Annotated in this window: 20 protein-coding genes; 9 read left to right on the top strand and 11 right to left on the bottom strand. The window is 63.6% G+C overall.

Features of this window, described 5'->3' with window-relative positions:
- Positions 1 to 158 precede the first annotated feature (158 nt).
- Positions 159 to 827: a hypothetical protein gene (locus tag APH34_RS20550; protein WP_054902715.1), complete on the bottom strand. Its 669-nt coding sequence runs from the start codon at positions 825 to 827 to the stop codon at positions 159 to 161.
- A gap of 207 nt (positions 828 to 1,034) precedes the next feature.
- Between APH34_RS20550 and APH34_RS20545 the strand changes: the two genes are divergently transcribed.
- Positions 1,035 to 1,745 (top strand): tellurite resistance TerB family protein, encoded by a 711-nt coding sequence (locus tag APH34_RS20545; RefSeq protein ID WP_054902714.1) that lies wholly within the window; start codon positions 1,035 to 1,037, stop codon positions 1,743 to 1,745.
- 27 nt (positions 1,746 to 1,772) lie between these two features.
- Here the strand turns inward: APH34_RS20545 and APH34_RS20540 are convergent, their stop codons facing one another.
- Positions 1,773 to 2,489, bottom strand: coding sequence for a murein L,D-transpeptidase catalytic domain family protein (locus APH34_RS20540; protein ID WP_054902713.1), 717 nt, complete (start codon positions 2,487 to 2,489; stop codon positions 1,773 to 1,775).
- Between the two features lie 83 nt (positions 2,490 to 2,572).
- Positions 2,573 to 3,607, bottom strand: coding sequence for a L,D-transpeptidase (locus APH34_RS20535; RefSeq protein ID WP_054902712.1), 1,035 nt, complete (start codon positions 3,605 to 3,607; stop codon positions 2,573 to 2,575).
- Positions 3,608 to 3,893: 286 nt separating this feature from the next.
- On the opposite strand from APH34_RS20535, the gene APH34_RS20530 reads away from it, so the two are divergent.
- From APH34_RS20530 to APH34_RS20520, 3 genes are all read left to right on the top strand, one after another.
- Complete coding sequence (locus tag APH34_RS20530; RefSeq protein ID WP_054902711.1) at positions 3,894 to 5,414, top strand: NCS1 family nucleobase:cation symporter-1; 1,521 nt, start codon at positions 3,894 to 3,896, stop codon at positions 5,412 to 5,414.
- A 342-nt stretch (positions 5,415 to 5,756) separates the two neighbouring features.
- Complete coding sequence (locus tag APH34_RS20525) at positions 5,757 to 6,260, top strand: hypothetical protein (RefSeq protein ID WP_054902710.1); 504 nt, start codon at positions 5,757 to 5,759, stop codon at positions 6,258 to 6,260.
- A gap of 158 nt (positions 6,261 to 6,418) precedes the next feature.
- Positions 6,419 to 7,645 (top strand): MFS transporter, encoded by a 1,227-nt coding sequence (locus tag APH34_RS20520; RefSeq protein WP_054902709.1) that lies wholly within the window; start codon positions 6,419 to 6,421, stop codon positions 7,643 to 7,645.
- Positions 7,646 to 7,705: 60 nt separating this feature from the next.
- On the opposite strand, the gene APH34_RS20515 is transcribed toward APH34_RS20520, so the two are convergent.
- Positions 7,706 to 8,776: a sigma-54-dependent Fis family transcriptional regulator gene (locus tag APH34_RS20515; protein ID WP_054902708.1), complete on the bottom strand. Its 1,071-nt coding sequence runs from the start codon at positions 8,774 to 8,776 to the stop codon at positions 7,706 to 7,708.
- Here APH34_RS20515 and APH34_RS29310 point away from each other — a divergent pair.
- The 3 genes from APH34_RS29310 to APH34_RS20505 all read left to right on the top strand — a co-directional run bounded on the left by APH34_RS29310 (position 8,775) and on the right by APH34_RS20505 (position 12,972).
- The gene (locus APH34_RS29310) at positions 8,775 to 9,005 is read left to right on the top strand and encodes a hypothetical protein (protein WP_156358101.1); all 231 of its coding nucleotides are present in this window, start codon (positions 8,775 to 8,777) and stop codon (positions 9,003 to 9,005) included. The two genes, APH34_RS20515 and APH34_RS29310, sit on opposite strands and share 2 nt — an antisense overlap.
- Before the next feature lie 100 nt (positions 9,006 to 9,105).
- On the top strand, positions 9,106 to 11,388 hold the full coding sequence (locus APH34_RS20510; RefSeq protein ID WP_082422855.1) for a TonB-dependent receptor: 2,283 nt from the start codon (positions 9,106 to 9,108) through the stop codon (positions 11,386 to 11,388).
- A gap of 9 nt (positions 11,389 to 11,397) precedes the next feature.
- Complete coding sequence (locus APH34_RS20505; RefSeq protein ID WP_054902707.1) at positions 11,398 to 12,972, top strand: alkaline phosphatase; 1,575 nt, start codon at positions 11,398 to 11,400, stop codon at positions 12,970 to 12,972.
- 88 nt (positions 12,973 to 13,060) lie between these two features.
- Here the strand turns inward: APH34_RS20505 and APH34_RS20500 are convergent, their stop codons facing one another.
- Genes APH34_RS20500 through APH34_RS20475 form a run of 6 tightly spaced genes read right to left on the bottom strand, consistent with a single transcriptional unit; the run spans position 13,061 to position 20,200 of the window.
- Entirely contained in the window at positions 13,061 to 13,924 is an 864-nt protein-coding gene (locus APH34_RS20500) for an alpha/beta fold hydrolase (protein ID WP_054902706.1), read from the bottom strand.
- A complete protein-coding gene (locus APH34_RS20495; RefSeq protein WP_054902705.1) occupies positions 13,917 to 15,140 on the bottom strand; it encodes an LLM class flavin-dependent oxidoreductase in 1,224 nt (407 codons plus the stop codon). Before APH34_RS20495 ends, APH34_RS20500 begins: the two co-directional genes overlap by 8 nt.
- On the bottom strand, positions 15,137 to 16,765 hold the full coding sequence (locus APH34_RS20490) for an ABC transporter ATP-binding protein (RefSeq protein ID WP_054902704.1): 1,629 nt from the start codon (positions 16,763 to 16,765) through the stop codon (positions 15,137 to 15,139). Before APH34_RS20490 ends, APH34_RS20495 begins: the two co-directional genes overlap by 4 nt.
- Positions 16,762 to 17,610: an ABC transporter permease gene (locus APH34_RS20485; protein ID WP_054902703.1), complete on the bottom strand. Its 849-nt coding sequence runs from the start codon at positions 17,608 to 17,610 to the stop codon at positions 16,762 to 16,764. The genes APH34_RS20490 and APH34_RS20485 overlap by 4 nt, the downstream gene beginning before the upstream one ends.
- Positions 17,607 to 18,599, bottom strand: coding sequence for an ABC transporter permease (locus APH34_RS20480; RefSeq protein ID WP_054902702.1), 993 nt, complete (start codon positions 18,597 to 18,599; stop codon positions 17,607 to 17,609). Before APH34_RS20480 ends, APH34_RS20485 begins: the two co-directional genes overlap by 4 nt.
- Positions 18,596 to 20,200, bottom strand: coding sequence for an ABC transporter substrate-binding protein (locus APH34_RS20475; RefSeq protein WP_220462500.1), 1,605 nt, complete (start codon positions 20,198 to 20,200; stop codon positions 18,596 to 18,598). Before APH34_RS20475 ends, APH34_RS20480 begins: the two co-directional genes overlap by 4 nt.
- Before the next feature lie 323 nt (positions 20,201 to 20,523).
- Here APH34_RS20475 and APH34_RS20470 point away from each other — a divergent pair, with 323 nt between their 5' ends.
- Positions 20,524 to 21,894 (top strand): tetratricopeptide repeat protein, encoded by a 1,371-nt coding sequence (locus APH34_RS20470; protein ID WP_054902720.1) that lies wholly within the window; start codon positions 20,524 to 20,526, stop codon positions 21,892 to 21,894.
- A gap of 3 nt (positions 21,895 to 21,897) precedes the next feature.
- Here APH34_RS20470 and APH34_RS20465 read toward each other — a convergent pair whose 3' ends face one another.
- A complete protein-coding gene (locus APH34_RS20465) occupies positions 21,898 to 22,890 on the bottom strand; it encodes a P1 family peptidase (RefSeq protein WP_054902701.1) in 993 nt (330 codons plus the stop codon).
- 374 nt (positions 22,891 to 23,264) lie between these two features.
- Between APH34_RS20465 and APH34_RS20460 the strand changes: the two genes are divergently transcribed.
- Positions 23,265 to 25,676 (top strand): TonB-dependent siderophore receptor, encoded by a 2,412-nt coding sequence (locus APH34_RS20460; RefSeq protein WP_054902700.1) that lies wholly within the window; start codon positions 23,265 to 23,267, stop codon positions 25,674 to 25,676.
- Positions 25,677 to 25,700 lie beyond the last annotated feature (24 nt).

Here is a 25,700-nt window from a genome sequence, read left to right as displayed (position 1 = left end):
GTCGCAAAGGCTACTTTCGGCCAATAGTAGTCATTCGCCGTTATCAAATCCGACGCGATTCAGTTGCCCTGGCCACTCGAAATGCTGGTGTCAGGATGCAGCGCTCCGAAACCAGAAGCCCCGCTATCGCGGGGCTCAACACAAATGGAAGCACGAGATTAGAACGACTCGACTGGTTTCTTGACTTGCTGAACGAGCTTGTTTTTATCCAGTTTCGGGAAAGAAAACTTAATGATGATGCTGGATTCATCACCCTCGCCAGAGATGATCAAATCAGCGCCCCTGATGTTGGCGGGCGCTGAATTCATCAAACTATGGACGTTGGCGGCCCCCTGGGCGTCGGCCGGGGTGAGCCCTTCAACAAAGGAGTAGGTCAAATCGTTGGCGGTCAACGCAACACTCTCGTAGTTCGAGAGTTTGGCTGTGTATTCATCCTCGTTTTTTGATTTACGCGCGAGCTCAACGAGATCCAGCACGGATTTTCCGTCAGTCAGCGACACCAGAGTAAATGTTTTTGTAAGAGCGCCAATGGCGCGACCGTACAGGTCACGCTCATAGGGTGCAAATAGCGAAACCAACCTCAGTTTGTCACCACTGAAAACCAGGGCCGCTATGAACTTCTGATCCAGAAAATCCACATCGTCCAGGCATCGTGCGGTGACCCCTATTTCACTTGAACAATCGTAGTAGCCTGCTGCCTCGGTGTATTTGGCAATCGGTGTATCATAAGCATACTTTTTGAACAGGTTGTCTTCACCCATCGCATTCTGCATGCCGGTCAACATCCCAGTGGCGGCCAGCACTGCAGCAAGAGCTTTCTTTGACATGGATTCCCTTCTGAATGAGCATTGCGATTGATAGCCATATGCTATCAGTCGGGTACGCACCGCTCAATCCCGTCATGTCACTTGCCATTGGACCATGAAGACGCCCCACTGCCACAGCTCGCCTCTCGGCCAGACGGTCATGGCGATTGGCCTTGAGCGGGCTATCGTTGCTTGTCTGGACAACGACTACCGCCCGAGGGTGAGGCCATGAACACCAGCGATCTACTCGAACAGTTACTTCGGGCCGGACAGAGCTCGCAGGCGCAAAAAGGAAGCAGTGGCGTGTCACCGCAAGACGGCTTGGGCGGCTTGCTGGGCGGGCTGCTTGGCGGCGCAAAAGCAACGGGTGGCGGTGGTGGACTGGGTGGTCTACTGGGCAGCCTTTTGGGTGGTGGCAGCAGCGTGGGCGGCACTACCCAGGCGCGCTCCGCTGGCGGGGCTAACTATGCGGCCTTGGCATCGTTGGGCATGATGGCGTTCCAGGCCTATCAACGCTGGCAGCGCAGCCAGGCAGCAGCACCGCAGCAGGCCTTGCACACAGTCGATCAGTTGTCCGGCGCACAGGCCGAGGGGCACAGCCATGCTGTCTTGCGCGCACTGATCGCGGCAGCCAAGGCTGACGGTCGCATCGACAAACAAGAAGAACTGCTGATCTACGCTGAAATCAAACGACAAACCAGCGACCCGCAACTCCAGCAATGGCTGGATGAAGAAGTCAGCAAGCCACTCAATGCTGCCGAGGTGGCACAGTCGGCCCAGGACCCGGCCATGGCCGCAGAAATGTACCTGGCCAGCGTGATGCTGGTGGATGACCAGCAGGCCGCAGAGCGGGCCTACCTTGACGAACTGGCCGTCGCACTGCAAATCGACCCGACGCTGCAGGTGCACCTGGAACAGCAGGCCAAGGGAACCGCCTGATCGAACTGAGGCCAGGGATCCAAGCCCTTACTTGCTGGCGATCGATTGATCCGCCAGCGGACAGCGTTGGGCATTGAGAAAGCGCGATGACTTCAGCCAATCCTGCTGCGGGTAATAGGCAAATACATAGCTCCCGCGTTGCAGCGTCTCGATCAGTTTGCCGGCAATCGCCGGCCGAACGGCAGGGCACCCCTGACTACGCCCCAGGCGACCGAGACCCGGAACGACCTTGGGGTCGGCATACGCTGCGGCATGCATGACAATCGCCCGCGACATGCTGTTGTCGTTGAACCCCGGCTCCAGCCCCTGCAGGCGAAGCGAGCGGCCGTGCTTACCGCTGTAGGTCTGCCCCGTCTCATACAGGCCGATGGAGGATTGGTAGCTGTTCGGCGCGTTGGAGAACGTGGTCGGCACATCAGCGCCGCTGTTCTTGCCATGGGCGACCCACTCTTCGAACAACAGCTTCCTGGCGCGCAGGTCGAACACCCACAGGCGTTTGTCACGCGAGGCCTTGGAATAATCGATCACCGTCAGCAACTTGGCCGCGTCGTTGTGGCTGGCACACGTATAGGCAGTCAGTGCCAGTGCCAAGGTCGACAGGCTGGCATTGGGTGCCAACTGCTGCAGCTCGGCGGCGCTAGGCAGCGGTTGTGCATGGACGGTATGCCACGCGGTCAGGAAAAACAGGCCAATACTGGCCACAGAGAGCCGGACGGCGCCCCGCAATGGTTTGAACATCGACATGGATTACCCTTCTGAACCAGTCTTTTCTTGCCTTCTTTGCAGCCAAAAGCGGCTACTTTGCTTGATTTGTTCAGAATTGCCGATCACTTCTTGACCAATGGTTTAACGTCTTCACTGCCTTCGGTGCTGATCACCGTGAATTTTCCTTCGCTTCGGGTATCGCGGGTAGACGCCCAATCGGTGATCACCAGCATCGTGCCGACGTCCATCGCCGCGCGCAAATGACGGCGGAACTCAGGGTTGATGTTCAGTTGCCCCAATTGTTCATAGGGGGTATTGCCGTATTCCGGGTTGCTCAGGCCCACCACCGACCAACGCAAGGGTAACCCGCCTTCGAGTGCAAGGGTGGATGGCTTTTGCAGCAGCGAATACACCGCCATTCCACTGCGGTGCTGGCTGCTTTCGAGCGAAAGTGCCGGCGCCGAGCCAATCATCTGGCCACCGCGGAACACATAGGCACGCCTGTCGGCGCGGCTGATCAGGATCGACAGTGGCCCTGCCGCCGGGTCTGGATCGTTCCAGAACTGCTGGTTGTTCAACACCAGCGGGCCTTGAGCCTTGCCATCGCTGACCGTAGGCGCCAGTACGCCGGGGTGGTAGACCTCCACCGGTGCACTGTGGGTATCGGAAACGATGACTGTGGTCGAACTGAAACCGGTGACCTCATACAGCTTCCTGGCAAAATCCAGCGGCAGGCGAACGCAACCATGCGAGGCGGGGTACCCCGGCAGATGACCAGCGTGCAGGGCAATGCCGTCCCATGTCAGGCGCTCCATGTAGGGCATCGGTGCGCTGTTGTAGAGGCTGGATTTATGCTCGACCTTCTTCTGCAGAATGCTGAATACCCCGGTAGGGGTCTCCCGGCCTGCCTTACCGCTGCTTACAGTGCTGACGCCGATGGCAATGCCATTGCGATAGACGTAGGCACGTTGCTCGGTGAGGCTGACCACTACGGTCACCGGCCCCACGGGCGAGACCTGCGGGTACCAGAGAAACTGGCCAGGCTTGAGCGTTTCAAGCTGGCTTCTGAGTGCGGCCGGGGTAGGCACCTGCAGTGGAGCGGCGTCGACCAAGGCGGTGGCAAGTAATAGACCCAGTCCGAGCGGTACATGCAACATCGAATAGCCCCTCATAGAACCCTGGCGCCAGATTAGTCGCAAGGCTCCCCGCAAAGCCACCCATTCAACCCATCGCCCCCAATGTGATGGAACAAGAAAGCGCCCCCACCTGGCGCAAGTGGTAACAGCCTTGCACGAAAATGTGCACAAAATTCCCACATCCAAGCCCGTAGAAGCGCTGTAGATAGGCCCGTACAACCGCGGATTAGCGGAAAAGACCAATTGGTACGAATCTTGTTTGTATACAACTCCAACAACAAAAGTACACAACCATCTTGGAGTCCCGATGGCGTCGATTTCACGTTCCGAGGTAGGTCAGCTTGATGCTCTGCCCGCCGATACAGCCGGGCCCAGTCAGTTGGCCTTAAGCCCGCGTCTCTATAGTGCCGACCTTGCGCCGACCCGCGCGGCCAACCGCACCTGGGGGCGCTACAGCCTGTTTGCGCTGTGGACCAACGATGTACATAACATCGCCAACTACTCCTTCGCCATCGGCCTGTTCGCGCTGGGCATGAGCGGCGCGCAGATCCTCGCCGCCTTCGCGCTCGGCGCGCTGGTGATCTATGGCCTGATGAACCTGTCCGGCTACATGGGTCAGAAAACCGGCCTGCCCTACCCGGTCATGTGCCGGATCAGCTTCGGTATCCATGGTGCCCAGATACCGGCACTGATCCGCGCGGTGATCGCCATCGCCTGGTTCGGCATTCAGACCTACCTCGCCTCGGTGGTGCTGCGTGTCCTGCTCACCGCCATCGCTCCGGAACTCAGGGCCTACGACCAGAATTCGATCCTCGGCCTGTCGACACTGGGCTGGATCACCTTCCTCGGCATCTGGTGCGTGCAGGTAGCGATCTTTGCCTACGGCATGGAGATGGTGCGCCGCTACGAGTCCTTCGCCGGGCCGATCATCCTGGTCGCCTTCGCCGGCCTGGCAGGCTGGATGTACTGGCGCAGTGGCCTGTCGATTGCCTGGTCCAGCGGCAACGCGCCGACCGGCACCACGATGTGGCTGAAGGTGCTCGGTGCCGCCGCGTTGTGGGTGTCACTGTATGGCACCATGATCCTTAACTTCTGCGACTTCACCCGTAACTGCCCGGACCGGCGTACCATCAGCGTGGGCAACTTCTGGGGCCTGCCGGTGAACATGCTTGGCTTCGCGCTGATTGCCGTGGTGCTTGCCGGTGCCCAGTTCAGCATCGACGGCAAGCTGGTGCAGGGCCCAACCGAAATCGTCGCCGCCATCCCGAACACCGCCGGCCTGGTGCTGGCCTGCCTGGCCTTCCTGATCGTCACCGTGGCGGTGAACATCATGGCCAACTTCGTCGCCCCGGCCTACGTGCTCACCAACCTGGCTCCGAAGCTGCTGAACTTCCGCCGCGCGGGTCTGCTCAGCGCCTGTATCGCGGTGGTGATCCTGCCTTGGCACCTGTACAACAGCCCATCTGTGATCGTGTATTTCCTCGGTGGCCTGGGCGCCCTGCTCGGCCCACTGTACGGCATCATCGTCACCGACTATTACCTGATACGCCGCAGCCGGGTGAACCTGCCGCAGCTGTATAGCGAAAGCACCGAAGCCGCCTATCACTACAGCGGCGGGGTCAACCTGCGCGCGGTAGCGGCGTTCATCCCGGCTTCGCTGATCGCCATCGTGTTGGCGCTGGTCCCAGCGTTCGATACGCTGTCGCAGTTCTCCTGGTTCTTCGGGGCAGGTCTGGGCGGGCTGATCCATTACGCCATCGCCGATCGCAGCCTCAAGCACGCGCAAGTGTGCGGCGAAAGCATCGCGGTAGATAGCGCGCAGCACTGACCCGGCCCGGAAGCAGTAGCAAGGTTCTTCGCGCTCTCGGCACGTTGAACCTTGCAGCCACCCTGGGCGAGCCCGCCTCAACAGCGCCTGCTGACTCAATTCAAATCAAATTTCCCCTCTTTTTTGTGAGTGCGCCCGTCCTCAACCCAGGGACGCGTCATTTGTGAAACTATTTTCATCGGAACTGAATCGAACTAAACGCTACCGTCAATGCCATTAAATTTGTAGGCCGCTATTGCACCTCCGACCGACCAGCCGCTGTGAAGTCATCGGACAGAATTCTCGGCCCCATGGGGTATCACCGATAACGTCAGGTTAAGGGCTGACAGACAGGGAGGTTCCATGAAGCAGCGGACTACCGAACAATGGAAAGGATTAAGCAACCTTCCAGCCTTGCTCAACGAGCTACCTGTACTGGTCGAGGAACTAGGGTTTCGCTATTACAGCTTCAGCTTTGTCAGCCCGGATCACGAGGTCAACTCAGGGAACCTGCAACCAGGCGGCCAAACGCTCATCCAGACGGTACTCGACAGCTGCCCTGCCCGTCACCAACGGCCAGCCCTCCCTATACCGTGGAACGCTGACTTGTTCTGCACCACACCACAGTTGTGGGCCCAAGCACAGACCCTTGGTTTATGCCATGGGTGGATACAGCCCGCGTACCTCGGGGCCACTCACAGCAGCCTGACGCTGCTTCGACCGCACGACGGTATCTCCTTAGCAGAATGCTATGCAAAAACGGCAGCAGTGATGTGGCTGGCCGAACGATTGCACCTGGCCGCCATCCAGGCAGAAACGTCGCTCACCAGCACTCATGACACGTGCGCGCACAGTCGCAAAGCGTGACGCAGACGCTCTACTGAGGGCCCCTCATCGATCACGCTGATGATTACTATCGAGCAGCCCGCCTGTTGGGTGATCAAAACCGTCTTTTATAATCCTCCTTGATTTTTCCCCGCTCCCGCGCCTGCTACAGGCGACATACCCCCTTGGAACCCAGCACCATGCCAAGCGACAGCCAGGCCCCTAGCGGCCTTCCCGAACATCATCAACAGAGCGTCAAACAGCAGTGGTTGGCGATTCTCTCGGTCTCCGTGGGTGCCTTTGCCTTGGTGACCAGTGAGTTTCTCCCGGTGGGCGTACTCAACGACGTTGCCAGTGACCTCGGGATCAGCGCAGGCCATGCCGGCTTGATGGTGACCCTGCCCGGCATCATGGCCGCCCTCGCTGCCCCCTTGCTGTCGGTGGGCATTGGTGCCCTGGACCGTCGCTACCTGCTTATCGGCCTGACGCTGATCATGATCATCGCCAACGCGGTGGTGGCCTACGCCAGCGACTTCAACCTGCTGCTGTTCGGCCGCGTGCTGCTGGGCGTGAGCATCGGTGGGTTCTGGGCTACGGCCATTGCCCTCAGTGGCCGCCTGGCGCCCAAGGGGGTAGGCGTGGCGCAGGCCACCTCGATCATCATGGTGGGCGTAACCCTGGCCACCGTGCTGGGTGTGCCCGTCGGCACCTGGCTCAGTGGCTTGCTGGGCTGGCGCATGACCTTCCTGGTAACCGCGCTGGTGGGCGTACCGGTGCTGCTGGCGCAGATCCTCCTGCTGCCGCGGCTCAACCCAGACAAGGCCATACGCATCAGTGACCTGCCGGCACTGTTCATCAACCCACAAGCTCGGGTTGGCTTGATCGCTGTATTGCTGATCGGCCTGGCGCATTTTGCCGCGTACACCTACGTGGCGCCCTTCTTCAAACAGAATGCGGGCTTCGATGGGCCGACCATTGGCTCCTTGCTGTTGCTGTATGGCGTGGCGGGCGTAGTGGGGAATATCTTCGCCGGTTTCGCCGCCAACCGAAGCGTACGGCACACCTTGCTGCTGGTGGCGGTGTTGATCGCTATCAGCACCGCGCTGTTCCCCTACTTTGCCACCAGCCTGACGGGCGCAGCGATGCTGATCGCACTGTGGGGCTTCGCCTTCGGGGCGTTCCCGGCCTGCGCCAGTATCTGGATGTTTGTTGTAGCGCCCAAGGATGTCGAACGCGGCATGCCACTGTTCGTCGCCATGTTCCAGGTGATTATCGCCTTGGGCTCGTTCTTCGGCGGGCAGATCGTTGACCAACTGGGGAGCTCGGTGCTGCTGAGTCTGGCCACGGCCCTGGTGGGTTGCGGTTTCGTGACAGTGCTGGTGCTCGGGCGCAACGTCAGCAACCGCTTGGCGGCTCAAGCCTGCTGAGTGCTCCAACGCGGCGCGCAGCCAGGTTAGCCCGGTGCGCGCCGTCGGCGGGTGCTGGCATCAGTTGCGGCCCTTGAGCATCCCATGGTTGACCAGCAACGTACGCATGGCATTGCGGGTAATCCCAAGCAGTTGCGCCGTACGTAATTGGTTGAAACTGCAATGGGCAAACGCCTCGCGCACGATCAGGTCTTCGATGTCGTGCAGCAGCGAATCCCCGGGCGTTTCGAACAAGCGCAGCAACTGCTCGCGGATCTCCTCCTGGGGCAGCTTCAGCGCCCCGGACGGTCCCGTCTGCGAGGTGCTCAGCCCGGCGGAGAATTTCAGGTGCTTGGGAAGGATGGGTTTGTCGCCCGCCACCAACAACGCCAGGTGCACCACATTCTCCAGTTCGCGGATGTTGCCCGGCCATGGGTAATCCACAAGCGCCTGCGCGGCAGACTCTGAAAGCATGGGCGGGTTGATTTTCAGACGCGCGCTGTAAAACGCGCGAAAGTGCTCCACCAGTGGCAGCACGTCCAGCGGCCGCTCGCGCAGCGGCAACACCTCAACCGGTGCGACATTGATCCGGTAGAACAGGTCGAGGCGGAAATTGCCTGCCTCCACGGCCTGTTCCAGGTTGACGTTGGTGGCGCTGACCAAGCGGATATCGATTTTCACCGGCTTGCGCGAACCGACCCTCACCACTTCCTGCTCCTGCAACACCCGCAGCAGTTTCACCTGCAAGGGCAACGGCAGATCGCCGATCTCGTCGAGGAACAGCGTACCGCCGTCAGCCTCCTCGAACCAGCCGATACGCCGGCCGACCGCCCCAGAGAAAGCACCGGCCTCATGGCCGAAGAACTCACTCTCGGCGAGGTTCTCGCTGATGGCACCGCAGTTGACCGCCACAAAAGCACCCTGGCGGCCACTGGCGGCATGGATGTAGCGGGCGACAAGCTCCTTGCCGGTGCCGGTTTCGCCGTTGATCAGCACCGGCGCGTCGCTCGGGCCGACCCGTTGCAGGTATTCCAGCAACTGGCGCGAGCGTGGATCGGCGAAAACCAGCGCCTTGGCGCGGATCGACAACGGGTCCTTCTCACCTTGGGGCAAGGTCAGAATGGGGTTCGGCTGTCCCAGAGAACCGCTCATGGCAAGTACATCCCGGTGTAAGCATAAGGTGGGTGGGCTTGTACTCTACTGGCGCTTTCTTATAGCCAGAAATATTAAAAAAGCATTAGAACATAACCACTTGAACGCCCTGCTGATTCCGCAACAACCTGCGCCAGACACTGTTGCGAATCAAACGCCAGCCTTGCCTGCGGTGCATGAACAAACACCAGAATGCTTTCAAAATCATGACAAAACGATGATGGCATAGCGCTTGCTTTCGCGTCGTCTGCTTACTCTTCACAGAGCGGCCCTTACGCGAAACGGCCACGGCGTCGATTTCGCATCGCATTTTTCAAGGGATACCCGCCATGCCAACACAACGCATCAACCACCCCCTGCTTGCGCTAGGGCGTCGACCGCTGCTGCTCGCCAGTGCGCCGCTGCTGTCACTGCTCACCACAGACGTATTCGCCGAGCAAGGCGAGACCAAGCCCACCACCGCCTTGGCGCCAGTGACGGTGACCGCTCAGCGCCAGGAGGAGTCTGCCCAGGACATCGGTATCGCCCTGACCGCGCTGAGCGGCCAGGACCTGCAGGACAAAGGCGTCACCGGCGTCAACCAGTTGCAGAACTATGTGCCTAACCTGGACATCGCCCCGCAATACGGCAGCGGCAACCCGCTGTTCCGTATCCGCGGTGTCGGCCTGAAGGACTACGGCAGCAACAACACCTCTACCGTCGGCGTCTACCTCGACCAGGTGGCGCTGCCCTACCCGATCCAGACCCAAGGCCAGCTCTTCGACCTGGAACGGGTAGAAGTGCTGCGCGGCCCGCAGGGGACCTTGTATGGGCGCAACAGCACGGCGGGCGCGATCAACTTCATCACCAACAAGCCGACCCGCGAGCTACACGGCGGGTTGACCGGCAACTACGGCTCGTACCATGCCAGCAACCTCGAGGGCTTCATCTCCGGGCCCTTCAGCGACACCCTGCGCGGGCGCCTGGCGTTCATCACTGAACAGGGCGGCGCCTGGCAGGACAACCGCGTCACCGGGCAAAGCCTGGGCGACAAGGACACCACATCGCTGCGCGGGCAACTGGACTGGGACGCCAGCGACAACATCAATTTCAACCTCTCTGTACACGGCGGCCAGGACAAGTCAGACAGCCGCGGCTCGTACCTCTACCAAGGGCTCAAACCCAACGCGACCTACGGCTCGCGCTACGCGCCCATCGCCCCGGAAAACAACGGCAAGCATACCGGCTGGGGCCTGACCCCAGGCTTCGCCGGGCTGACCGGGCTTTCGGTGAAGGACAAACCACACCGCGACAACGACAGCACCGGCCTGGCCCTTACCGGCACCTTCGACCTCGACGATCACCTGACCGTCACCAGCATCACTTCCTCGGACCGGTTCCGTCGCCGCGAGTACATCGACTGGGATGCCTCCGAAATCCCGCAGTCAGACGAGTTCTTCGATTCGCAGATCGAGGTGTTCTCCCAGGAACTGCGCCTGGCTTCCCACGACAACGAACGCTTCAACTGGCAGACCGGCCTGTACTTTGCCAAAGACCGTCTGGATGAGGCGTTCTACTCCGACTTCAGCGCCAACCTTGGTTACGGGACCTTCACCTCCTACCAGCAGCGCTCACGCACCTATGGCGCCTTCGCCCAGGGCGACTACCGACTGACCGAGGACCTCAAGCTGATCGTCGGCCTGCGCCAAGAGAAAGAGACCCGCGAGCTGAACGACTTCAGCACCCGCCGCATTCTGGTCAGCAACGGCGACTACAGCCTGGGCCCAAGCACCTTCCCCGCTGCCGACAGCAACCTGGACAGCCACTCCACGTCCTGGAAGCTGGGGCTGGAATACCAGTTGACGCCTTCGACGCTGCTGTATTCCACGGTCAGCCGTGGCATCAAGTCCGGAGGTTTCACGGCCTACAACTCCACCTACGTCGAGCAGATCGCGCCGGTCAAACCGGAGAAACTGCTGGCCTACGAGGTGGGCTTCAAAAGCGACCTGAGCAACACCCTCAGACTGAACGCGGCGGCCTTCTACTACGACTACCGCGACCAGCAATACCAGTCGCAGGTATGGATCAGCCCGCAGGTGGGCAACGTCGGCCGCCTGGTGAACGTTCCCAAGTCGAAGATCTACGGCTACGAACTCGAACTGCAGTGGGAGCCCCTCGCGGGCCTGACCATCGGCCAGTACTTCGGCACCAAGAAAGGCAAGTACATCGACTACCAGGGGCTCAACAGCAGTGCCACCCGCGCAGTCAACTTCGCCTACCCCGTGTACACCGACTTTTCAGGTTCGAGCCTGACCAACTTCCCGGAAACCAGCTACGGCGGGCAGGTGGAATATGTCTGGGAGGTACCGGGTTTCATCCTCAGCGCGCAAAGCGACTATTCCTACCACGACAGCATCGCCGGCAGTAATGGCACCACCACCGAAGCCTATTGGCTGGCCAATGCGCGGCTTGGCTTGAAGCCGGTGAACGGTAATTGGTCGGTGGCGTTGTGGGCACGCAACCTGTTCGACAAACAATACGACCTGTACCACGGCTCGTTCCTCTCCAACGCGCAGATGGCCACCCCCGGTGACCCGCGCACCGTCGGCATCCAGGCCGGCTACAGCTTCTGAGGAGTCTCCATGAGCCATCATCTGCACCGTCGGCAGGCCCTGCGCCTGCTGGCCGGCGCCGCTGCGGCGCCCTTGCTGCTGCGTTATGGCCGTGCCCTGGCCGGCGTGGCCACGCCTTTCAGCCAGGGGGTCGCCAGTGGCGACCCATGGCCTGACGGTTTCGTCATCTGGACACGGCTCAGCGAAGGGCTGCCCTACCCTGGCAATGAGCAGGCGCTACCCTCGAGCATCACCGTGGACTGGCAAGTCGCGGCGGACCCGGACTTTCGCCGCATCGCCCAGCGCGGCCGCACCCACGCCCTGGCAGTCAACGGCCACGCCGTACAGGTGGAACTACGCGGGCTGGCCCCCGACCGCGAGTACTGGTACCGCTTTATCGCCCTGGGCGAGCTGGGGCCGACAGGCCGCACGCGCACCTTGCCGGCGCCGGGCGCGCCCGCCGACCGCTTGCGCATCGGCGTCGCCTCCTGCGCGCACTACGAGCGCGGCCTGTTCAGCGCCTACCGACACATGGCCGAGGAGCGTCCAGACCTGGTGCTGTTTCTCGGTGACTACATCTACGAGTACAGCAACGCGCCGGGCACACCAGGGCTGGCCCGTTCGTACAACGCCCCGCAAGCCACCGACCTGGCCGGCTATCGCTACCGCTATGCCCTGCACCGTACCGATCCGGACCTGCAAGCACTGCACGCCGCCGCACCATGGATCGCCACCTGGGACGACCACGAAGTGCAGGACGACTACTCCGGCGTCTACTCCAAAGACCCGGCCATCGACGCGGCACGCTTCCGGCAACGCCGCGCCGCGGCCTACCAGGCGTTCCTGGAAAACATGCCGCTGCGCCGCCCGCCCATGGGCAGCAATGGCAGCCCGCTGATCTACCGCCGCTTTGCCTGGGGTGACCTGGCCAGCCTGCCGGTGCTCGACGGCCGCCAGTACCGCTCGAAGCAGCCTTGCTACCAGGCGCCGAACTTCGGCAAAGGCCACATGGAAGTGCAAAGCTGCGTCGACCTTGCCGACCCCAGGCGTACCTTGCTCGGCTTCGAGCAGGAGCGCTGGCTGTATGACGGGCTCAAGCGCAGCGAAGCACGCTGGAACCTGCTGGCGCAAAACCTGCTGGTCGCCCCCTTGCGGGCGCAACGGCCAGACGGGGGCGAAGCGCAGTACTGGACCGACACCTGGGACGGCTACCAGGCAGCCCGCGGCCGCCTGATCGACAACCTGCGTGACAGCCGCGCGGCCAACCCAGTGGTGCTCAGCGGAGACTATCACTCGTTCTGGGCCAACCACCTGCACGAGCACCCGCAAGACCCGCAATCGCGCCTGGTCGCGGCGGAATTCGTCGGCACCTCCATCACCTCCAATGGCCCCAGCTACGAGGCGATTCAGTCGATCCTGCCGGCCAACCCTCAGATCCGCTTCTACGACAGCCGACCACGTGGGTACCTGTCGCTGGACCTGAACCGGGAACGGTTGGAGGTGAAGATGCAGGCGATTTCGGACCGGATGGACCCTCACGCCACGGTTTCGACGCTGAAGCGGTTTGTAGTGGAGGCTGGAAGCCCACAAGTGCAAGAGGCCTGAGGCCTTGCCGACGGCCGCAGGCCAGGTGCTTGTGGGTTTACCCGCGATGGCGGCCAATCACCCCGCCATCGTGGGTAAACCGTTTTGCTCAGGAACGGCGCAGAAGCTGGGGAGCCTCCGAGTGACCAACCTGCAACTGCGCCAGCAGCCGGTTGAACGCCGCCAACACCTCATCCGGTCGTTCCAGCATCAACTGGTGCCCGCAACGCGCCAGCACCTGGAACTGCGCCGTGGGTAATTGCCGGGCCAACGCCTCGCCGCCGCTGGCCGGGGTCAGGCCATCGCGATCACCGGCCAGCACCGAGACGGGCAGGTTCAGCCCCGCCAACGCCGCCGCGTCCGGCCATTGCGCATGGCCGACCAGGGCCTTGAACACATACAGCGGATTGTTCTGCGTCAGCGCTTGTTCATAGTCCACCAGCGCTGGATCGGCCTCCGGGTGCCAGGCCAACGCGCGAAAGCCTCGGGACAACCGCGGCCTGAGCAACTCCAGCACCCACACTGGCAGGTTCAACAACCCCTTGCGCTTGAGCGGCCGGTGCAACTGGCTGCCCAGCAACAAGGCCGCGTCGACGTTGACCGCAGGGCCAGACAACAAGGCACTCAGGGCCAGGCCAGTACCGAAGGAATGGGCAACGATGATGTTGCGTTCACCGCCATAGCGACGCAGTATTTCCAGCTCGTCGGCCACCAGTTCATCCCAAGCATACGCATGCGCATCGCGCGGCTTGTCGCTTGCGCCATGGCCAAGCAGGTCCCAGGCCACCAGGGTGTGGCCCTGTTCGCCCAGGTCTCGCCACAGTTCACGCCACTGGTCCTTGTTACCGCCACCCCCGTGGCCGAAAAACACCACGGTGTCCCCACCCGGCTGGTGAGCCACGCTCAGGCGTCGGCCCGGGCGGACCTCCAGCAGTTCGCCGCGAACCCGCGGCAGGTTGGAAAAATCAGCCATGGGCTACTCGCTCCTCTTGAAAACCGGGATGGGCGGGCCGGGAAAGGCCCAGATGATCACGCAGGGTTCGTCCCTGATAGCCACGCCGGAACAGGCCGCGCCGTTGCAACACAGGCACCACCTTGTCGACGAAGTCTTCAAGCCCGCCGGGCAGGAACGCAGGCATCACGTTGAAGCCATCCGCCGCGCCCTCGACGAACCACTGCTCAAGCCGGTCAGCGACCTGCGCGGCATCACCCACCACGACGAGATGCCCGCGGGCCGCCGCCATGCGCAGATACAGCTGGCGAATGCTCAAACCTTCCCGGCGGGCCACGTTGATCAGCAAATCGCGGCGGCTGACCCCGGCGTTGGTCAGCGGCAGGTCAGGCAACGGTCCGTCGAGCGGGTAGGCGCCCAGGTCAGTGCCACCGGCAATATCCGCCAGCAGCGACAGGCCGACCTGCGGCTGTACCAGCGCCTGCAATTGCTCGAACAGCGCCTGCGCCTGCTCCACGCTGTCGGCCACGATGGGCAACACACCCGGCATGATCTTCAGGTCGTCAGGGTCACGCCCGTATCGGGGCATGAGGCCCTTCAGTTGGCGATAGAATTGCTGCGCCCCGGCCAGTTCGGGCTGGGCCGTGAACACCACTTCCGCCCGGGCCGCTGCCAGCTCGCAACCGGCCTTGGACGCACCTGCCAGGACCTGCACCGGCGCCACGCCGCTTTGCGCCCAGCGGGCACGTACACGGTCCAGAAAGCCGGCCGCCCTTACATAGCGCTGGGCGTGTTCCGGATGCGCCTGGCAACCGAAATTGAAGGCCTCCTCGACATTGCTTGAGGTCACCAGGTTCCAGCCACTGCGCCCGCCACTCAAGCGTTCCAGCGACGTGAAGGCGTGGGCCAGGGTATCGACGCTGTTGTACGAGGTGGTCACCGTCGCCACCAACCCTATGCGCCTGGTCACTGCTGCCAGCCCGGCGAGCAGGGTCAGCGGTTCGAAATGCTCGGTACGCGACATCCGGCTCACCGCCTCCAGACTGCCCGGCAGCATCGCCAGGGTGTCGGACAGAAACAGCGCATCGAAGCAACCCCGTTCCGCGGTCTGCGCCAGCCGTCGGTAATGCACGAAATCCAGCCCGCCATCGGCCTGCGCCTGGGGGTGCCGCCAGCCGGCGACGTGGTGCCCGGTGGCCATGAGAAACGCATTCAGGCTCATCATGCCGCGGCTCATGGCAGCACCTCCACCGGCACAGGCGGCACAGGGTTGCCGGTGAAGCCGCTGAGCAGGCTGCGGGTGTACGGATGCACCGGCCGACTGAGCACAGCCGCCGCCTCACCCTGCTCCACCACGTGGCCGTGGTGCATCACCGCGATGCGATCACACAGCCGCGCCGCTACCCGCAGATCGTGCGTGATGAAGACGATGCTCAGCTTCAGGCGACGCTGCAGCGACTCCAGCAACTCGAGGATCTGCACCTGGATCAGCGCATCCAGCGCCGATACGCATTCATCGGCGATCAGAATCTTCGGCGCTACGGCCAAGGCCCGGGCTATGCCGATGCGCTGGCGCTGGCCGCCGGAAAACTCGTGGGGAAAACGTGCCAGCGCGGTGACAGGCAGGCCGACCAGCGCCAGCACCTCCCGCGCACGCTGCATGGCCTGCTCGCGGCTCATGCCACGTGCCAGCGGCCCGGTCATCAGCAGTGCGTCGACACGCTGGCGTGGGTTCAGCGAGGCAAAAGGGTCCTGGAAGATCATCTGCACATCGCCGCGCAGCCCGCGCAGGCGGGACTGGGACAGCCCGGACACTTCACGGCCCAGCCACTCGATGCTGCCGCTGTCCACCGGTAGCAGCCGAACCAGCGCACGCCCCAGGGTGGACTTGCCTGAACCGGACTCACCGACGATGCCCAGGGTCTCGCCCTCGACCAGTTGCAGGTCCACCCGCTCCAGCGCCTGTGTGGTGCGCTGTTGCCACAGGCCGACGCGACGGCTGAAAGACTTGTGCAGCGCTCGGGCCTGCAACACCGGGGCAGCGCCGCTCAGGGCGGGGCGTGGATGCAGGGCGCGGGCGCTGACCGCCGCGATCAACCGGCGGGTATAGGCTTCGCGGGGCGCCTGCAGCACCTGTGCGGCGCCGCCCTGCTCCACCACCTGGCCTTTCTCCAGCACCAGCACGCGGTCGGCAATGGCCTGCACCACGGCGAAGTCGTGGGTAATGAACAACATGGCCATGCCCTTTTCCCGCTGGATGCGCCGCAGCAGCGCCAGAATCTGCGCCTGGGTGGTGACGTCCAGCGCGGACGTGGGTTCGTCGGCGATCAGCAACGCCGGATCGAAGGCCAGCGCCATGGCGATCACCACCCGCTGGCGCTGGCCCCCGGAGAGCTCGAACGGCAAGCAATGGCGCAGCCGCTCCGGGTCCGGCAGGCCCACGTAGCCGAGCAGCTCAATGATCCGCCGCCGGCGCGTGGCGTTGTCCCTCACCCCATGGGCGCGCAAGGTCTCATCGATCTGACGGCCCACACTGAGCAGCGGATTGAGCGCGCTCATCGGCTCCTGGAAGACCATGCTGATATCCCGCCCGCGCAATTGGCGCATGGATTCCTCATCGTGGTCGGCCAGGTCGACGCCGCGATAGAGGATGCGGCCGCCTTCGATACGCGGGCCGGCGGGCAGCAGGCGCAGCAGCGCCTTGGCCAACATGGACTTGCCCGAGCCGGACTCGCCCACCACGCAGAGGCACTCGCCCGGCGCCAGGTGCAGCGACAGGTCATGCAGCGCATGGCTGCGGTCGGCCGCTGCTGGCAGCGCGATGCGCAGGTGTTCGATGCTCAACAGGGTCGGTGAGCTCATAGGGCATCTCCTGGTCGACGGGCCGGCTCGAAGGCCACCCGCAGGCCCTCGCCGACGCGGTTGACCGCCAGCACGCAAAACAGAATTGCCAGGCCGGGCAGCAGGCTCATCCACCAGGCCTCCCGCAACAGCCCACGGGAGGTATTGATCATGGAGCCCCAGCTCATGGCCTCGGGGTCGCCGAGGCCGAGAAACGCCAGGGCCGCTTCGGTGAGGATGGCTGTAGCCATGACGAAGGTCAGGGTCACCAGCAGCGGCGCCACGGCATTGGGCAAGATCTGCTGGAAGACAATGGCCAGTGGCGACTGCCCCAATACCCGCGCTGCCTGCACGAATTCGCGCTGGCGCAGGCTGAGGAATTCAGCACGTACCAGCCGCGCCACCGCAGGCCAGGCGACCAGCGAAATGGCCAGGACGATGGATCCCAGCGACGGTTCGAGGATGGCCACCAGGATCACCGCCAGTACCAGTTGCGGAATGATCTGGAAGAACTCGGCAAGGCGCATCAGCACCCCATCCAGCCAGCCGCCGAAGTACCCGGCGACAGCCCCCACCAACAGGCCCACCAGCAAGGTTGCAAGGCTAGTCAGCGCAGCGACGGCCAGCGAGACCCGGGCGCCATACAGCAGGCCGCTGTACAGATCGCGCCCCAGCAGATCGGTGCCAAGCCAGTGCCCAGGCGCTTGCAGCGGGCCAAGCATCGGCTGCGCAGCCATTTCCCAGGGCGAACTCGACGTGATCCAAGGTGCGGCCAGGGCCAGTGCACTCAACAGCAGCAGCCACAGCGCGCCGACCACCGCCGAGCGCTGGGCCAGAAAACGCAGCCAGAATGAAGACGCGGTCATGGCTGTTGTCCTCCAACACCAATGCGTGGATCCAGGACCCGACAGGCCAAGTCGGTCAGCAGGTTGAAACCTACCACCAGCACCGAAATCAGCAAGAAACCACCCATCAGCACCCCATAGTCGCGTTGCGCGAGGGCGTCGTACATCAACCGGCCAATGCCGGGCCAGGAATAGACCACCTCCACCAGCAACGCACCACTGGCCAGTTGACCCAGCTGCAGGCCGGCGAACGTCACCACCGGCAACAAGGCATTGCGCAGCACATGGCCAAACAGGATGCGCCCTGGGCGCAGGCCCTTGGCCCGCGCGGTGTAGACGTATTCCTGGGTCAGCGCTTCCAGCGTTGCGGCGCGGGTCAGGTGGATGTACAGGGCCAGGAACAGAAAGCTCAAGGACAAACACGGCAGCACCAGATGGCGCAGCCGATCTGCCAGCCACGCACCACCGTGCAGCTCGCGAGCGACGGTTTCCATGCCGAAGGCCGGCAGCCAGTCGAGGTTCACCGAGAACAGTAGAATCAACAGCATGGCCAGCCAGAACGTCGGTACCGCATAGAGCACCAGCGCCCCTTGGGATATCACCCCATCCAGCCAATGCCGACGTTGCCGCGCACGTGCGGCAATCACCCCCAGCGTCACACCCAGCAACGACGACACCACGAATGCCGAGCCCATCAGGCTCAGGGTGGCGGGCAGCCGCTCGGCCAGCAAGGCCCATACGCTGGTCTGGTTGCGGTAGGAATAGCCAAGGTCCAGATGCGCCACGTGGCCAAGGTAGATCAACAGTTGCTGGAACAGCGGCTTGTCCAGGCCCATGGTGCGGCGCAGGTTGTCGATGAAGGCAGGGTCATCCACCCCGGCCTCCCCTGCCATCAGCAACGCCGGATCGCCCGGCGCCAGGTGGATCAGCAGGAAACTGAGCACCAGCACACCCAGCACCATCAAACCGGCGCGGCACAGCCGCCCACCCAGGAACAGCACCGCGTTCATGGTGCGGGGGCGTCGAGGTAGACGCTCTCGTAATCTTCATTGAGGCTGGTGGCAGTGCGCAGCAGGTTCTTGACCTGTGCGTGGTACAACGTCGGGTAGCGCATCTCGAAGATCGGCGCGATCGGCAGGTCGTCGTTCAGCAGGTTTTCCAGCTGGCTGTAGCGCTTCTGCCGTTCCGGGCCTTCGGCGGTATCGGCGACCTGGTTCCACAAGCGATCGACCTCAGGGTTGTTGTAGCCACTGACGTTGGCGAAGGGCGAGGTCTTGAGGATGTAGTCGGAGCGGTAAAGGTAGGCGGTGGTCAGGTAGGGGTCGCCGATCTGGAAGATGAAGTTGTAGGTCAGGTCAAAATCCCAGTCACTGACCCGCTGGAACCAGGTCGCCGCGTCCGAGGTGATGACCTGGACCTTGAAGCCCAGCGGTTGCAGGGCCTGCTTGGTGTACTCGGCCAACCGTTCCCAGGCGCCACCTTTTTCACCGTTGAGCAAACGGATGCGCACGGCTCCCACGTCCACACCGGATTCGGCGATCAGCGCCTTGGCTTTCTTCAGGTCATAGCTGTACTGCGGCAAATTCGGATCGTGATACGGCGAACTGGACACGAACGGCCCCTGTGACACTCGCCCCGAGCCAAAGAAGATGTTGTCGACGATGAACTGGCGGTTCAGCGCGGTGAGGATCGCCTGGCGCACCTTGGGGTTGTCCAGTGGCGGTTTGCGGGTATTGATCTGCAGGAAGGCCAACCCGGAATACAGCTCATAGCCCTGCTCCGAGGCCACCACCCCTGGCAGTGCGCTGAGGCGCTTGAGGTCTGCGTAGTCGGCGTCGCCCGCGCGCAGCACCTGCACGTCGTTGCGCTCGAAGGCCGCGGCGCGGGAGGAGCCGTCGGGAATCACATGGAAGATCACACCATCGAGGTGCGGCAGGCCTTTTTTCCAATAGTTGGGGTTTTTCGCCAGCTTGATGAACGCACCGCGCTTCCACTCCTGAAACACGAATGGCCCGGTGCCCACCGGCTTCAGGTTGTAGGGGTTGGCGCGAAAATCGGTGCCTTCGTAGAGGTGGCGAGGCACGATCGGGCGCAGTCCGCTGCCCAGCGACGACAGCAGGGGCGCGAAGGGCTGCCGCAGGTGGAAGGTCACTTGCAGCGGTTTGCTCGAATCGATGGAGGCGACGAACTGCTCGAAGATCGAGCCGAGGCGCTTGTCCACCTCCGGATAGAACGTCTGGAAGGTGAACAACACATCCTGCTCGGTGAAGGGTTTGCCGTCGTGCCAGGTCACGCCGGGTTGCAGATCGAAGGTGTAGGTCAGGCCGTCCGGCGACACGCTCCAGCTTTTCGCCAGCACCGGTTGTGGCTTGAGATCGGTGTCGAAGGTCAGCAGGCCTTGCAGTACCTTGCCGCTGACGTACTGGGTGGCCACATGGGTGACCACCCCGTGCATCAGCGAGGGCGGCTCGGGCTGAGCGATCAGGCTGAGCACGCCGCCGTCCTTCGGCTCGGCATAGGCGTGGGTGCCGAACAGCGCGGCACAGGTGAGCACGGCGAGCCCCAGCCGTTTCAGAGCGTGACGCGGGTGGCGATGAAGATGACCGGGCATGGTGACTCCTTGGCAATGGTCCAGCGGGGCCCGCAGGCCCCTTTGCCGGTGATTTTGCAAGCGCTATGCCACTGCCTTGGGCCACCGCAAATACGGGCTCCAGCAGCCAGGCAGCGCAGGGCCGCTGGTGAAAAAGCCACAGCCGGACACACCGAGTGTGGAAAAAGCAGCAGCGCCGCGCAGGCCTTTTGGCCTGTTTCGCGGCCTGGGCGGCGCTGGCACAGGCTTTGCTCCTGGATCTGCCTGCGGGGATTGCCCGCGCCCATGCGGCCCTGCCGCACACCGCCCCCATCAAACGCCATCTTTGGTCAGACAGGAATGCTATGTCACTGGACTATCTGGGCAACCCGCTGGACACCGACGACCAGGACGCCCGCCAGGGCCTGAATGACTTCGTCTCGGGCTTTATCGGCTATCACCCCCGGGCCGAAGCCATTCTGGGCTGCGCCGACCGCCACCCCCAATCAGCCCTGAGCAATGCGCTGGCCGGGGTGCTGCTGATGTTCAGTGAATCGCCGCAAGGACCGGGGCTGGCAGAAAAGTACCGGCGCCGGGCCGCGGCCGTAGCGCCAGCTCACCCCCGGGCGGCGCTGTACCTGGACCTGCTGCAAGCCTGGATCGCGGACGACCTGGACCGTGTGCTGGCCCTGAGCGAGCGCCTGCTGGCGGACTTTCCTCGCGACCTGTTCGCCGCCAAGCTCAACCAGTATGTGGAGTTCAACCGCGGCAACTGGCCGGCGCTGCTGCGTACCGCGCTCAAGGCGGTACAGGCGGCACCGGATATCGCCCAGAGCCACGGCATGCTGGCCTTCGCCTATGAGCAATGCCACCTGCTCGACGACGCCGAGGCCAGCGCACGCCAGGCCCTGGCGATCCAGGCCGATGAACCCTGGGCCCAGCACGCGCTGGCCCATGTGATGCTCACCGAAGGCCGGATCGAGGAAGGGATCGCATTTCTGGAAAGCGTCAGCAAGCACTGGGACGGCTTGAACTCCTTCATGTACACCCACAACTGGTGGCATCTGGCGTTGTTCTACCTCGCACGGGGCGAACAAGCGCGGGTGTTGGCGATCTACGACCAGCACGTGTGGGGGATTCTGCCGGAATACTCCCAGGACCAGATTGGCGCGGTATCGCTGCTGGCACGGCTGGAGCTGGCGGGTATCGATGTGGGCCAGCGCTGGCAGGCATTGGCGCCCTACCTGCAAAAGCGCCACGGCGACACGGTGCAACCGTTCCTCAGCCTGCAATACCTCTATGGCCTGGCCCGGGCCGAACAGCCGCAGGCGCAGCAACTGTTCGAAGCCCTGCATCAGCGTAGCCGTGAAGCACCTGCTTTCAGCCGCGCGGCCTGGGCCGAGGTGACCCTGCCGGTGGCCGAAGCGCTGCTAAGCCATGCCCGTGGCGATTACGCGCGGTCTGCCCGGCTGCTGGCCAGCAGCCTGCCGCGCCTCAACGAAATCGGCGGCAGCCATGCCCAGCGCGATCTGTTCGCCCAGATCGAGCTGGACGCACGCTTACGGGCAGGCGATTGGGAAGTGGCACAGCAGACGCTGGAATTGCGCCGCCGCTACGACAACCTGGATGTGCCAACCAACCGCAGCCTCGAACGGGTGTACCACGCCTTGCACCTACCAGGCCTGGCGGCCCAGGCCCGGCAACGGGTCGAGCAGGGCCTTGCGCGCGTGCGCTGATGCTCATCGGCGGGCAGCGTGCACCCCACGGGCAATGGCCCGGGCCACACAGTCCGCCGCAGCGGAGCCGATACTGCCGATCTGCACCTGACGCCAGGCGCCGCTACCCAGTTCCACCGCACCAGAGGCCAAGGCGAACACGGTATCGCCGTCGAACGGCAGGTGCGCCGGGCGCACTGCCCGGGCGATACCGTCCTGGGCCATGATCGCCACCCGCTTGCATTCGGCAGTACTCAGCCTGGCGGTGCTGGCCACCACCACCAGGGTCGTGTTGGCCCCGGCCTGCAGGCGGCCCATGGCGTCCAGCCGCGACAGCTCGGGGATCGGGTCGCTGCAATCCTGATCGCCCACGGGCCGAGCGCCGCCGAATTCGCCGGCAATCTCCCACGGCCAGGCCCAGAAGGTCTTGCCATCGGGCATGTACACCGACCCGATGGGGTTGGCGACCGCCAGCGCGGCGACCACCAGGCCATCGCCCAAGTCCAGCGAGGCGGTGCCCAGGCCGCCCTTGAGCACGCCCGCCATGGCGCCGCGGCCGGCACCGACCGCGCCCTGGGCGACGTCCTGGCCGGCGTTGGCCAGCGCTTCGAAACCGAGTCGGCGGTAAGGCGGCTCCAGGCCCCATTGTTTGTCCCCTCCATTGGCCAAGTCGTGGAGCACGGCGCACGGCACGATGGGAATGGCCGGGGCACCGGCTTTGAGGTGCAGGCCGATGCCCTCGGCGGATAACGCCGCAGCCACGCCGTCCGCCGCACCCAGGCCAAACACCGAACCGCCGGCAAACACCAGGGCGTGCAATTGGCCAACCATGTTTTCTGGCTCCAAAGCCGCCGACTCGCGCCCGCCTGGGCCGCCGCCGCGGATATCGACACTGGCTGTCCAGACGGCATCGGTGCGGATCACCGTGACACCGGTGTCGACCCGGGTATCGGTGGCGTGGCCAACGGTCAGGCCTGGTATGTCAGTGAGGGCATTGCGGGGACCGGGGAACGGCATGTGCAGGCATCCTTGGAAAGCGAAAGGTGGTGGTGGCAGGGGTGGAGCAAGTGATGTGCCAGTGGCCGGCTTTCGTACCACCGATGACGTCCTTGTCGCCTGCAGGCCAGCGCCCGCAAGGTCTGGCGTAACGCACATCGCCCGGGCGTGGGCGTGTCGACGAAGCAGCCTGGGCGAGCCCCCTCTGCGGCACTGTAGAAAAACCAACACCCTGCCCTGTTCATCGCTGAAAAATCACCAGCCAGCCGCCCCAACCGCCAGCAATGCACTGTTTTAAAAGCCTTTTCTCGGCTGGCACAGCCCTTGCTCCTGTGCTCTCACCAGAGCTTGCCCCAACAAGCCGCCTCTACTGACCTCATCGGAGTAAGCCCCTCATGCGTTCCTCGCCTCGCAGCGCCTTGCGCCCGCCCCATAAAGTATTCGCCTACAGCGTGCTGTTCCTCGCCCTCAGCGAAGCAGCCCCGGTCCTCGCTGCAGACAACCCGCTGGACACCGTGGTGGTGGTCGGCAACCGCGGCCAGGCCCGTACCCTGGCCGAGAGCCCCTCCCCGGTCGATGTGATTTCCTCCAAGCAATTGCTCGCCACCGGCCAAGGCGACCTGACCAAGGCCCTGAGCCGGGTACTGCCATCGCTCAACCAGCCCGCCTCGTCCGGCTTCGGCTCCACCTCGGTGGTCCGGCCCATCAGCCTACGCGGCCTGAATGGCGACCAGGTACTGGTGCTGGTCAACGGCAAGCGCCGGCACAACAGTGCCTTGCTCAATAACGGCACCTACCTCAACTCCGGCTCGCAGCCGGTCGACCTGGACATGATTCCCACCGCGCTGGTGGACCATGTGGAGGTCCTGCGTGATGGTGCTTCGGCGCAGTATGGCTCCGACGCCATCGGTGGCGTGGTCAACATCGTGCTGAAGCAGACCGACAACGGCGGCAGCGTCTCCACCACCTACGGGCAGAACTACGAAAATGGCGACGGCGAGACCGTACGCCAGACCGGCAATGTCGGCCTTGCCCTGCCCAACGACGGCTTCATCAACCTTGCCCTGGATGTGAAGAAACAGAAGATCTCCGACCGCTCCGACAACGCGCCGTACACCGACAGCGCCGGCAACACCAGCCTGCAGCACACCTACTACGGCACCGGTCTGCCAGAAGCGCGCAACTTCAGCCTGGGCTACAACGCCGAGCTGCCGATCAACGATGCCTTGAGCCTTTACTCCTTCTCCACCTACACCCGCCGCAACTCCGAAAAGCCCCTGGCATTCCACCAGCCGGCCAGCTTCGACGGCATTGCCACGCCCTTCCCGGAGGGGGTGGAAGATACCCTGCGCTTCATCGAAAACGACTTTCAGGTGGCCTTCGGTGGCAAGGGCACGGCGCTGGGCTGGGACTATGACCTGTCCAGTACTTACGGCCAGGACCATGCCGAAGCCACCCTGCGCCACACCTACAACCTGAGCTACGGCGCCGATTCGCCGACCTCGGTGGACACCGGCGTGAAGACCTTCAGCCAGTGGACCAACAACCTCGACCTGACCCGCGCCTTCGACCTTGGCCTGGCCAAGCCCACGCAAATTTCCTGGGGCCTGGAGCAGCGTTACGAGAACTACAAGATCGGCAAGGGTGACTACGCCTCCTACGCCAGCGGCCCCTTCACCACCGGTGCCAGCGGCAACCCGATCGCGCCGGGCACCATTTCCGGTGCTGGCACCACCCCGCAGGACGCCGCCGAGAAAGGCCGCACCAGCCTCGGCGGCTACGCGGAGATCGGCCAGGACCTGACGGACAAATGGCACGTGGACCTGGCCGGTCGCTACGAGCACTACAACGACGGGTCCGGCACCACCACCAATGGCAAGTTCTCCACCCGCTACCAGCTGACCCCGATACTCGCCGCGCGCGGCACCTTCAGCACCGGGTTCCGCGCACCGTCGCTGGCCCAGCAGATCTACAGCTCCACCTCCCAGAGCAACGTCAACGGCAACCTGATCGACTACCGCAACGTCGCGGTCGATTCCGCAGTGGCCAAGGCGCTTGGTGCCTCCACCTTGAAGCCGGAGAAGTCCACCAACATCAGCGTCGGCCTGACCCTGCAACCGAGCGACAACACCTCGGTCACCCTCGACGCCTACCAGATCAAGATCAAGGACCGTATCGCCCAGACCGGTTACCTCGGCGGCACCCCGCAGATCGACGCCATCCTCGCCGCTGCGGGCTTGGCCACCAATCAGTCGGTGACCTACTTCACCAACGCCCTGGACACCACCACCCGTGGCATCGACCTGGTGGGCGATTACCGCCAGGACCTCCAGGCCTGGGGTGGCCTGCGCTATAGCCTGGGCTTCAACTGGAACACCACCCAGATCGATGACATCCATGCCTCCTCGGTTGCCCAGCAGGCCCTCGGCCCAACCGGCGGCTACGACCGCCAGCGCCAGGGCAACCTCAAGCACGGCCTGCCGGAATCCAAGCTGCTGCTGGGCGCCACCTGGACCTTCAAGCAACTGGAGCTGAGCCTGAACCTGACCCGCTACGGCGAGTACACCCAGTACGGCACGCTGCAAGCCTACGACCGCACCTTCTCGCCGGCCTGGATCACCGACCTCAACCTGGACTACCACCTGACCAAGGACCTGACCCTGACCGCCGGGGCCAACAACCTGTTCAACAAGTACCCGGAGCGCACCAACCTGCCGAGCAGTTCGGGTGCCTTCCCCTACGGCAACTTCTCGCCCTACGGCACCACGGGCGGCTACTGGTACACCGGCCTGACCTACAACTTCTGATCGCGGCCCTGCCCGCCGTGCGGT

The organism is Pseudomonas sp. NBRC 111131, assembly GCF_001320525.1.
GTDB classification, from domain to species: Bacteria; Pseudomonadota; Gammaproteobacteria; order Pseudomonadales; family Pseudomonadaceae; genus Aquipseudomonas; species Aquipseudomonas ceruminis.
This window is presented reverse-complemented; position numbering and strand designations above follow the sequence as displayed.

Bases quoted from the DNA above. Each gene is read 5' to 3' on its own strand.
- APH34_RS20535 (WP_054902712.1), bottom strand. From the start codon at position 3,607: ATGTTGCATGTACCGCTCGGACTGGGTCTATTACTTGCCACCGCCTTG.
- APH34_RS20480 (WP_054902702.1), bottom strand. From the start codon at position 18,599: ATGAACGCGGTGCTGTTCCTGGGTGGGCGGCTGTGCCGCGCCGGTTTG.
- APH34_RS20530 (WP_054902711.1), top strand. From the start codon at position 3,894: ATGGCGTCGATTTCACGTTCCGAGGTAGGTCAGCTTGATGCTCTGCCC.
- APH34_RS20470 (WP_054902720.1), top strand. From the start codon at position 20,524: ATGTCACTGGACTATCTGGGCAACCCGCTGGACACCGACGACCAGGAC.
- APH34_RS20465 (WP_054902701.1), bottom strand. From the start codon at position 22,890: ATGCCGTTCCCCGGTCCCCGCAATGCCCTCACTGACATACCAGGCCTG.
- APH34_RS20545 (WP_054902714.1), top strand. From the start codon at position 1,035: ATGAACACCAGCGATCTACTCGAACAGTTACTTCGGGCCGGACAGAGC.
- APH34_RS20490 (WP_054902704.1), bottom strand. From the start codon at position 16,765: ATGAGCTCACCGACCCTGTTGAGCATCGAACACCTGCGCATCGCGCTG.
- APH34_RS20495 (WP_054902705.1), bottom strand. From the start codon at position 15,140: ATGAGCCGCGGCATGATGAGCCTGAATGCGTTTCTCATGGCCACCGGG.
- APH34_RS20550 (WP_054902715.1), bottom strand. From the start codon at position 827: ATGTCAAAGAAAGCTCTTGCTGCAGTGCTGGCCGCCACTGGGATGTTG.
- APH34_RS20475 (WP_220462500.1), bottom strand. From the start codon at position 20,200: ATGCCCGGTCATCTTCATCGCCACCCGCGTCACGCTCTGAAACGGCTG.
- APH34_RS20520 (WP_054902709.1), top strand. From the start codon at position 6,419: ATGCCAAGCGACAGCCAGGCCCCTAGCGGCCTTCCCGAACATCATCAA.
- APH34_RS20525 (WP_054902710.1), top strand. From the start codon at position 5,757: ATGAAGCAGCGGACTACCGAACAATGGAAAGGATTAAGCAACCTTCCA.
- APH34_RS20515 (WP_054902708.1), bottom strand. From the start codon at position 8,776: ATGAGCGGTTCTCTGGGACAGCCGAACCCCATTCTGACCTTGCCCCAA.
- APH34_RS20505 (WP_054902707.1), top strand. From the start codon at position 11,398: ATGAGCCATCATCTGCACCGTCGGCAGGCCCTGCGCCTGCTGGCCGGC.
- APH34_RS20540 (WP_054902713.1), bottom strand. From the start codon at position 2,489: ATGTCGATGTTCAAACCATTGCGGGGCGCCGTCCGGCTCTCTGTGGCC.
- APH34_RS20510 (WP_082422855.1), top strand. From the start codon at position 9,106: ATGCCAACACAACGCATCAACCACCCCCTGCTTGCGCTAGGGCGTCGA.
- APH34_RS20460 (WP_054902700.1), top strand. From the start codon at position 23,265: ATGCGTTCCTCGCCTCGCAGCGCCTTGCGCCCGCCCCATAAAGTATTC.
- APH34_RS20500 (WP_054902706.1), bottom strand. From the start codon at position 13,924: ATGGCTGATTTTTCCAACCTGCCGCGGGTTCGCGGCGAACTGCTGGAG.
- APH34_RS20485 (WP_054902703.1), bottom strand. From the start codon at position 17,610: ATGACCGCGTCTTCATTCTGGCTGCGTTTTCTGGCCCAGCGCTCGGCG.
- APH34_RS29310 (WP_156358101.1), top strand. From the start codon at position 8,775: ATGGCAAGTACATCCCGGTGTAAGCATAAGGTGGGTGGGCTTGTACTC.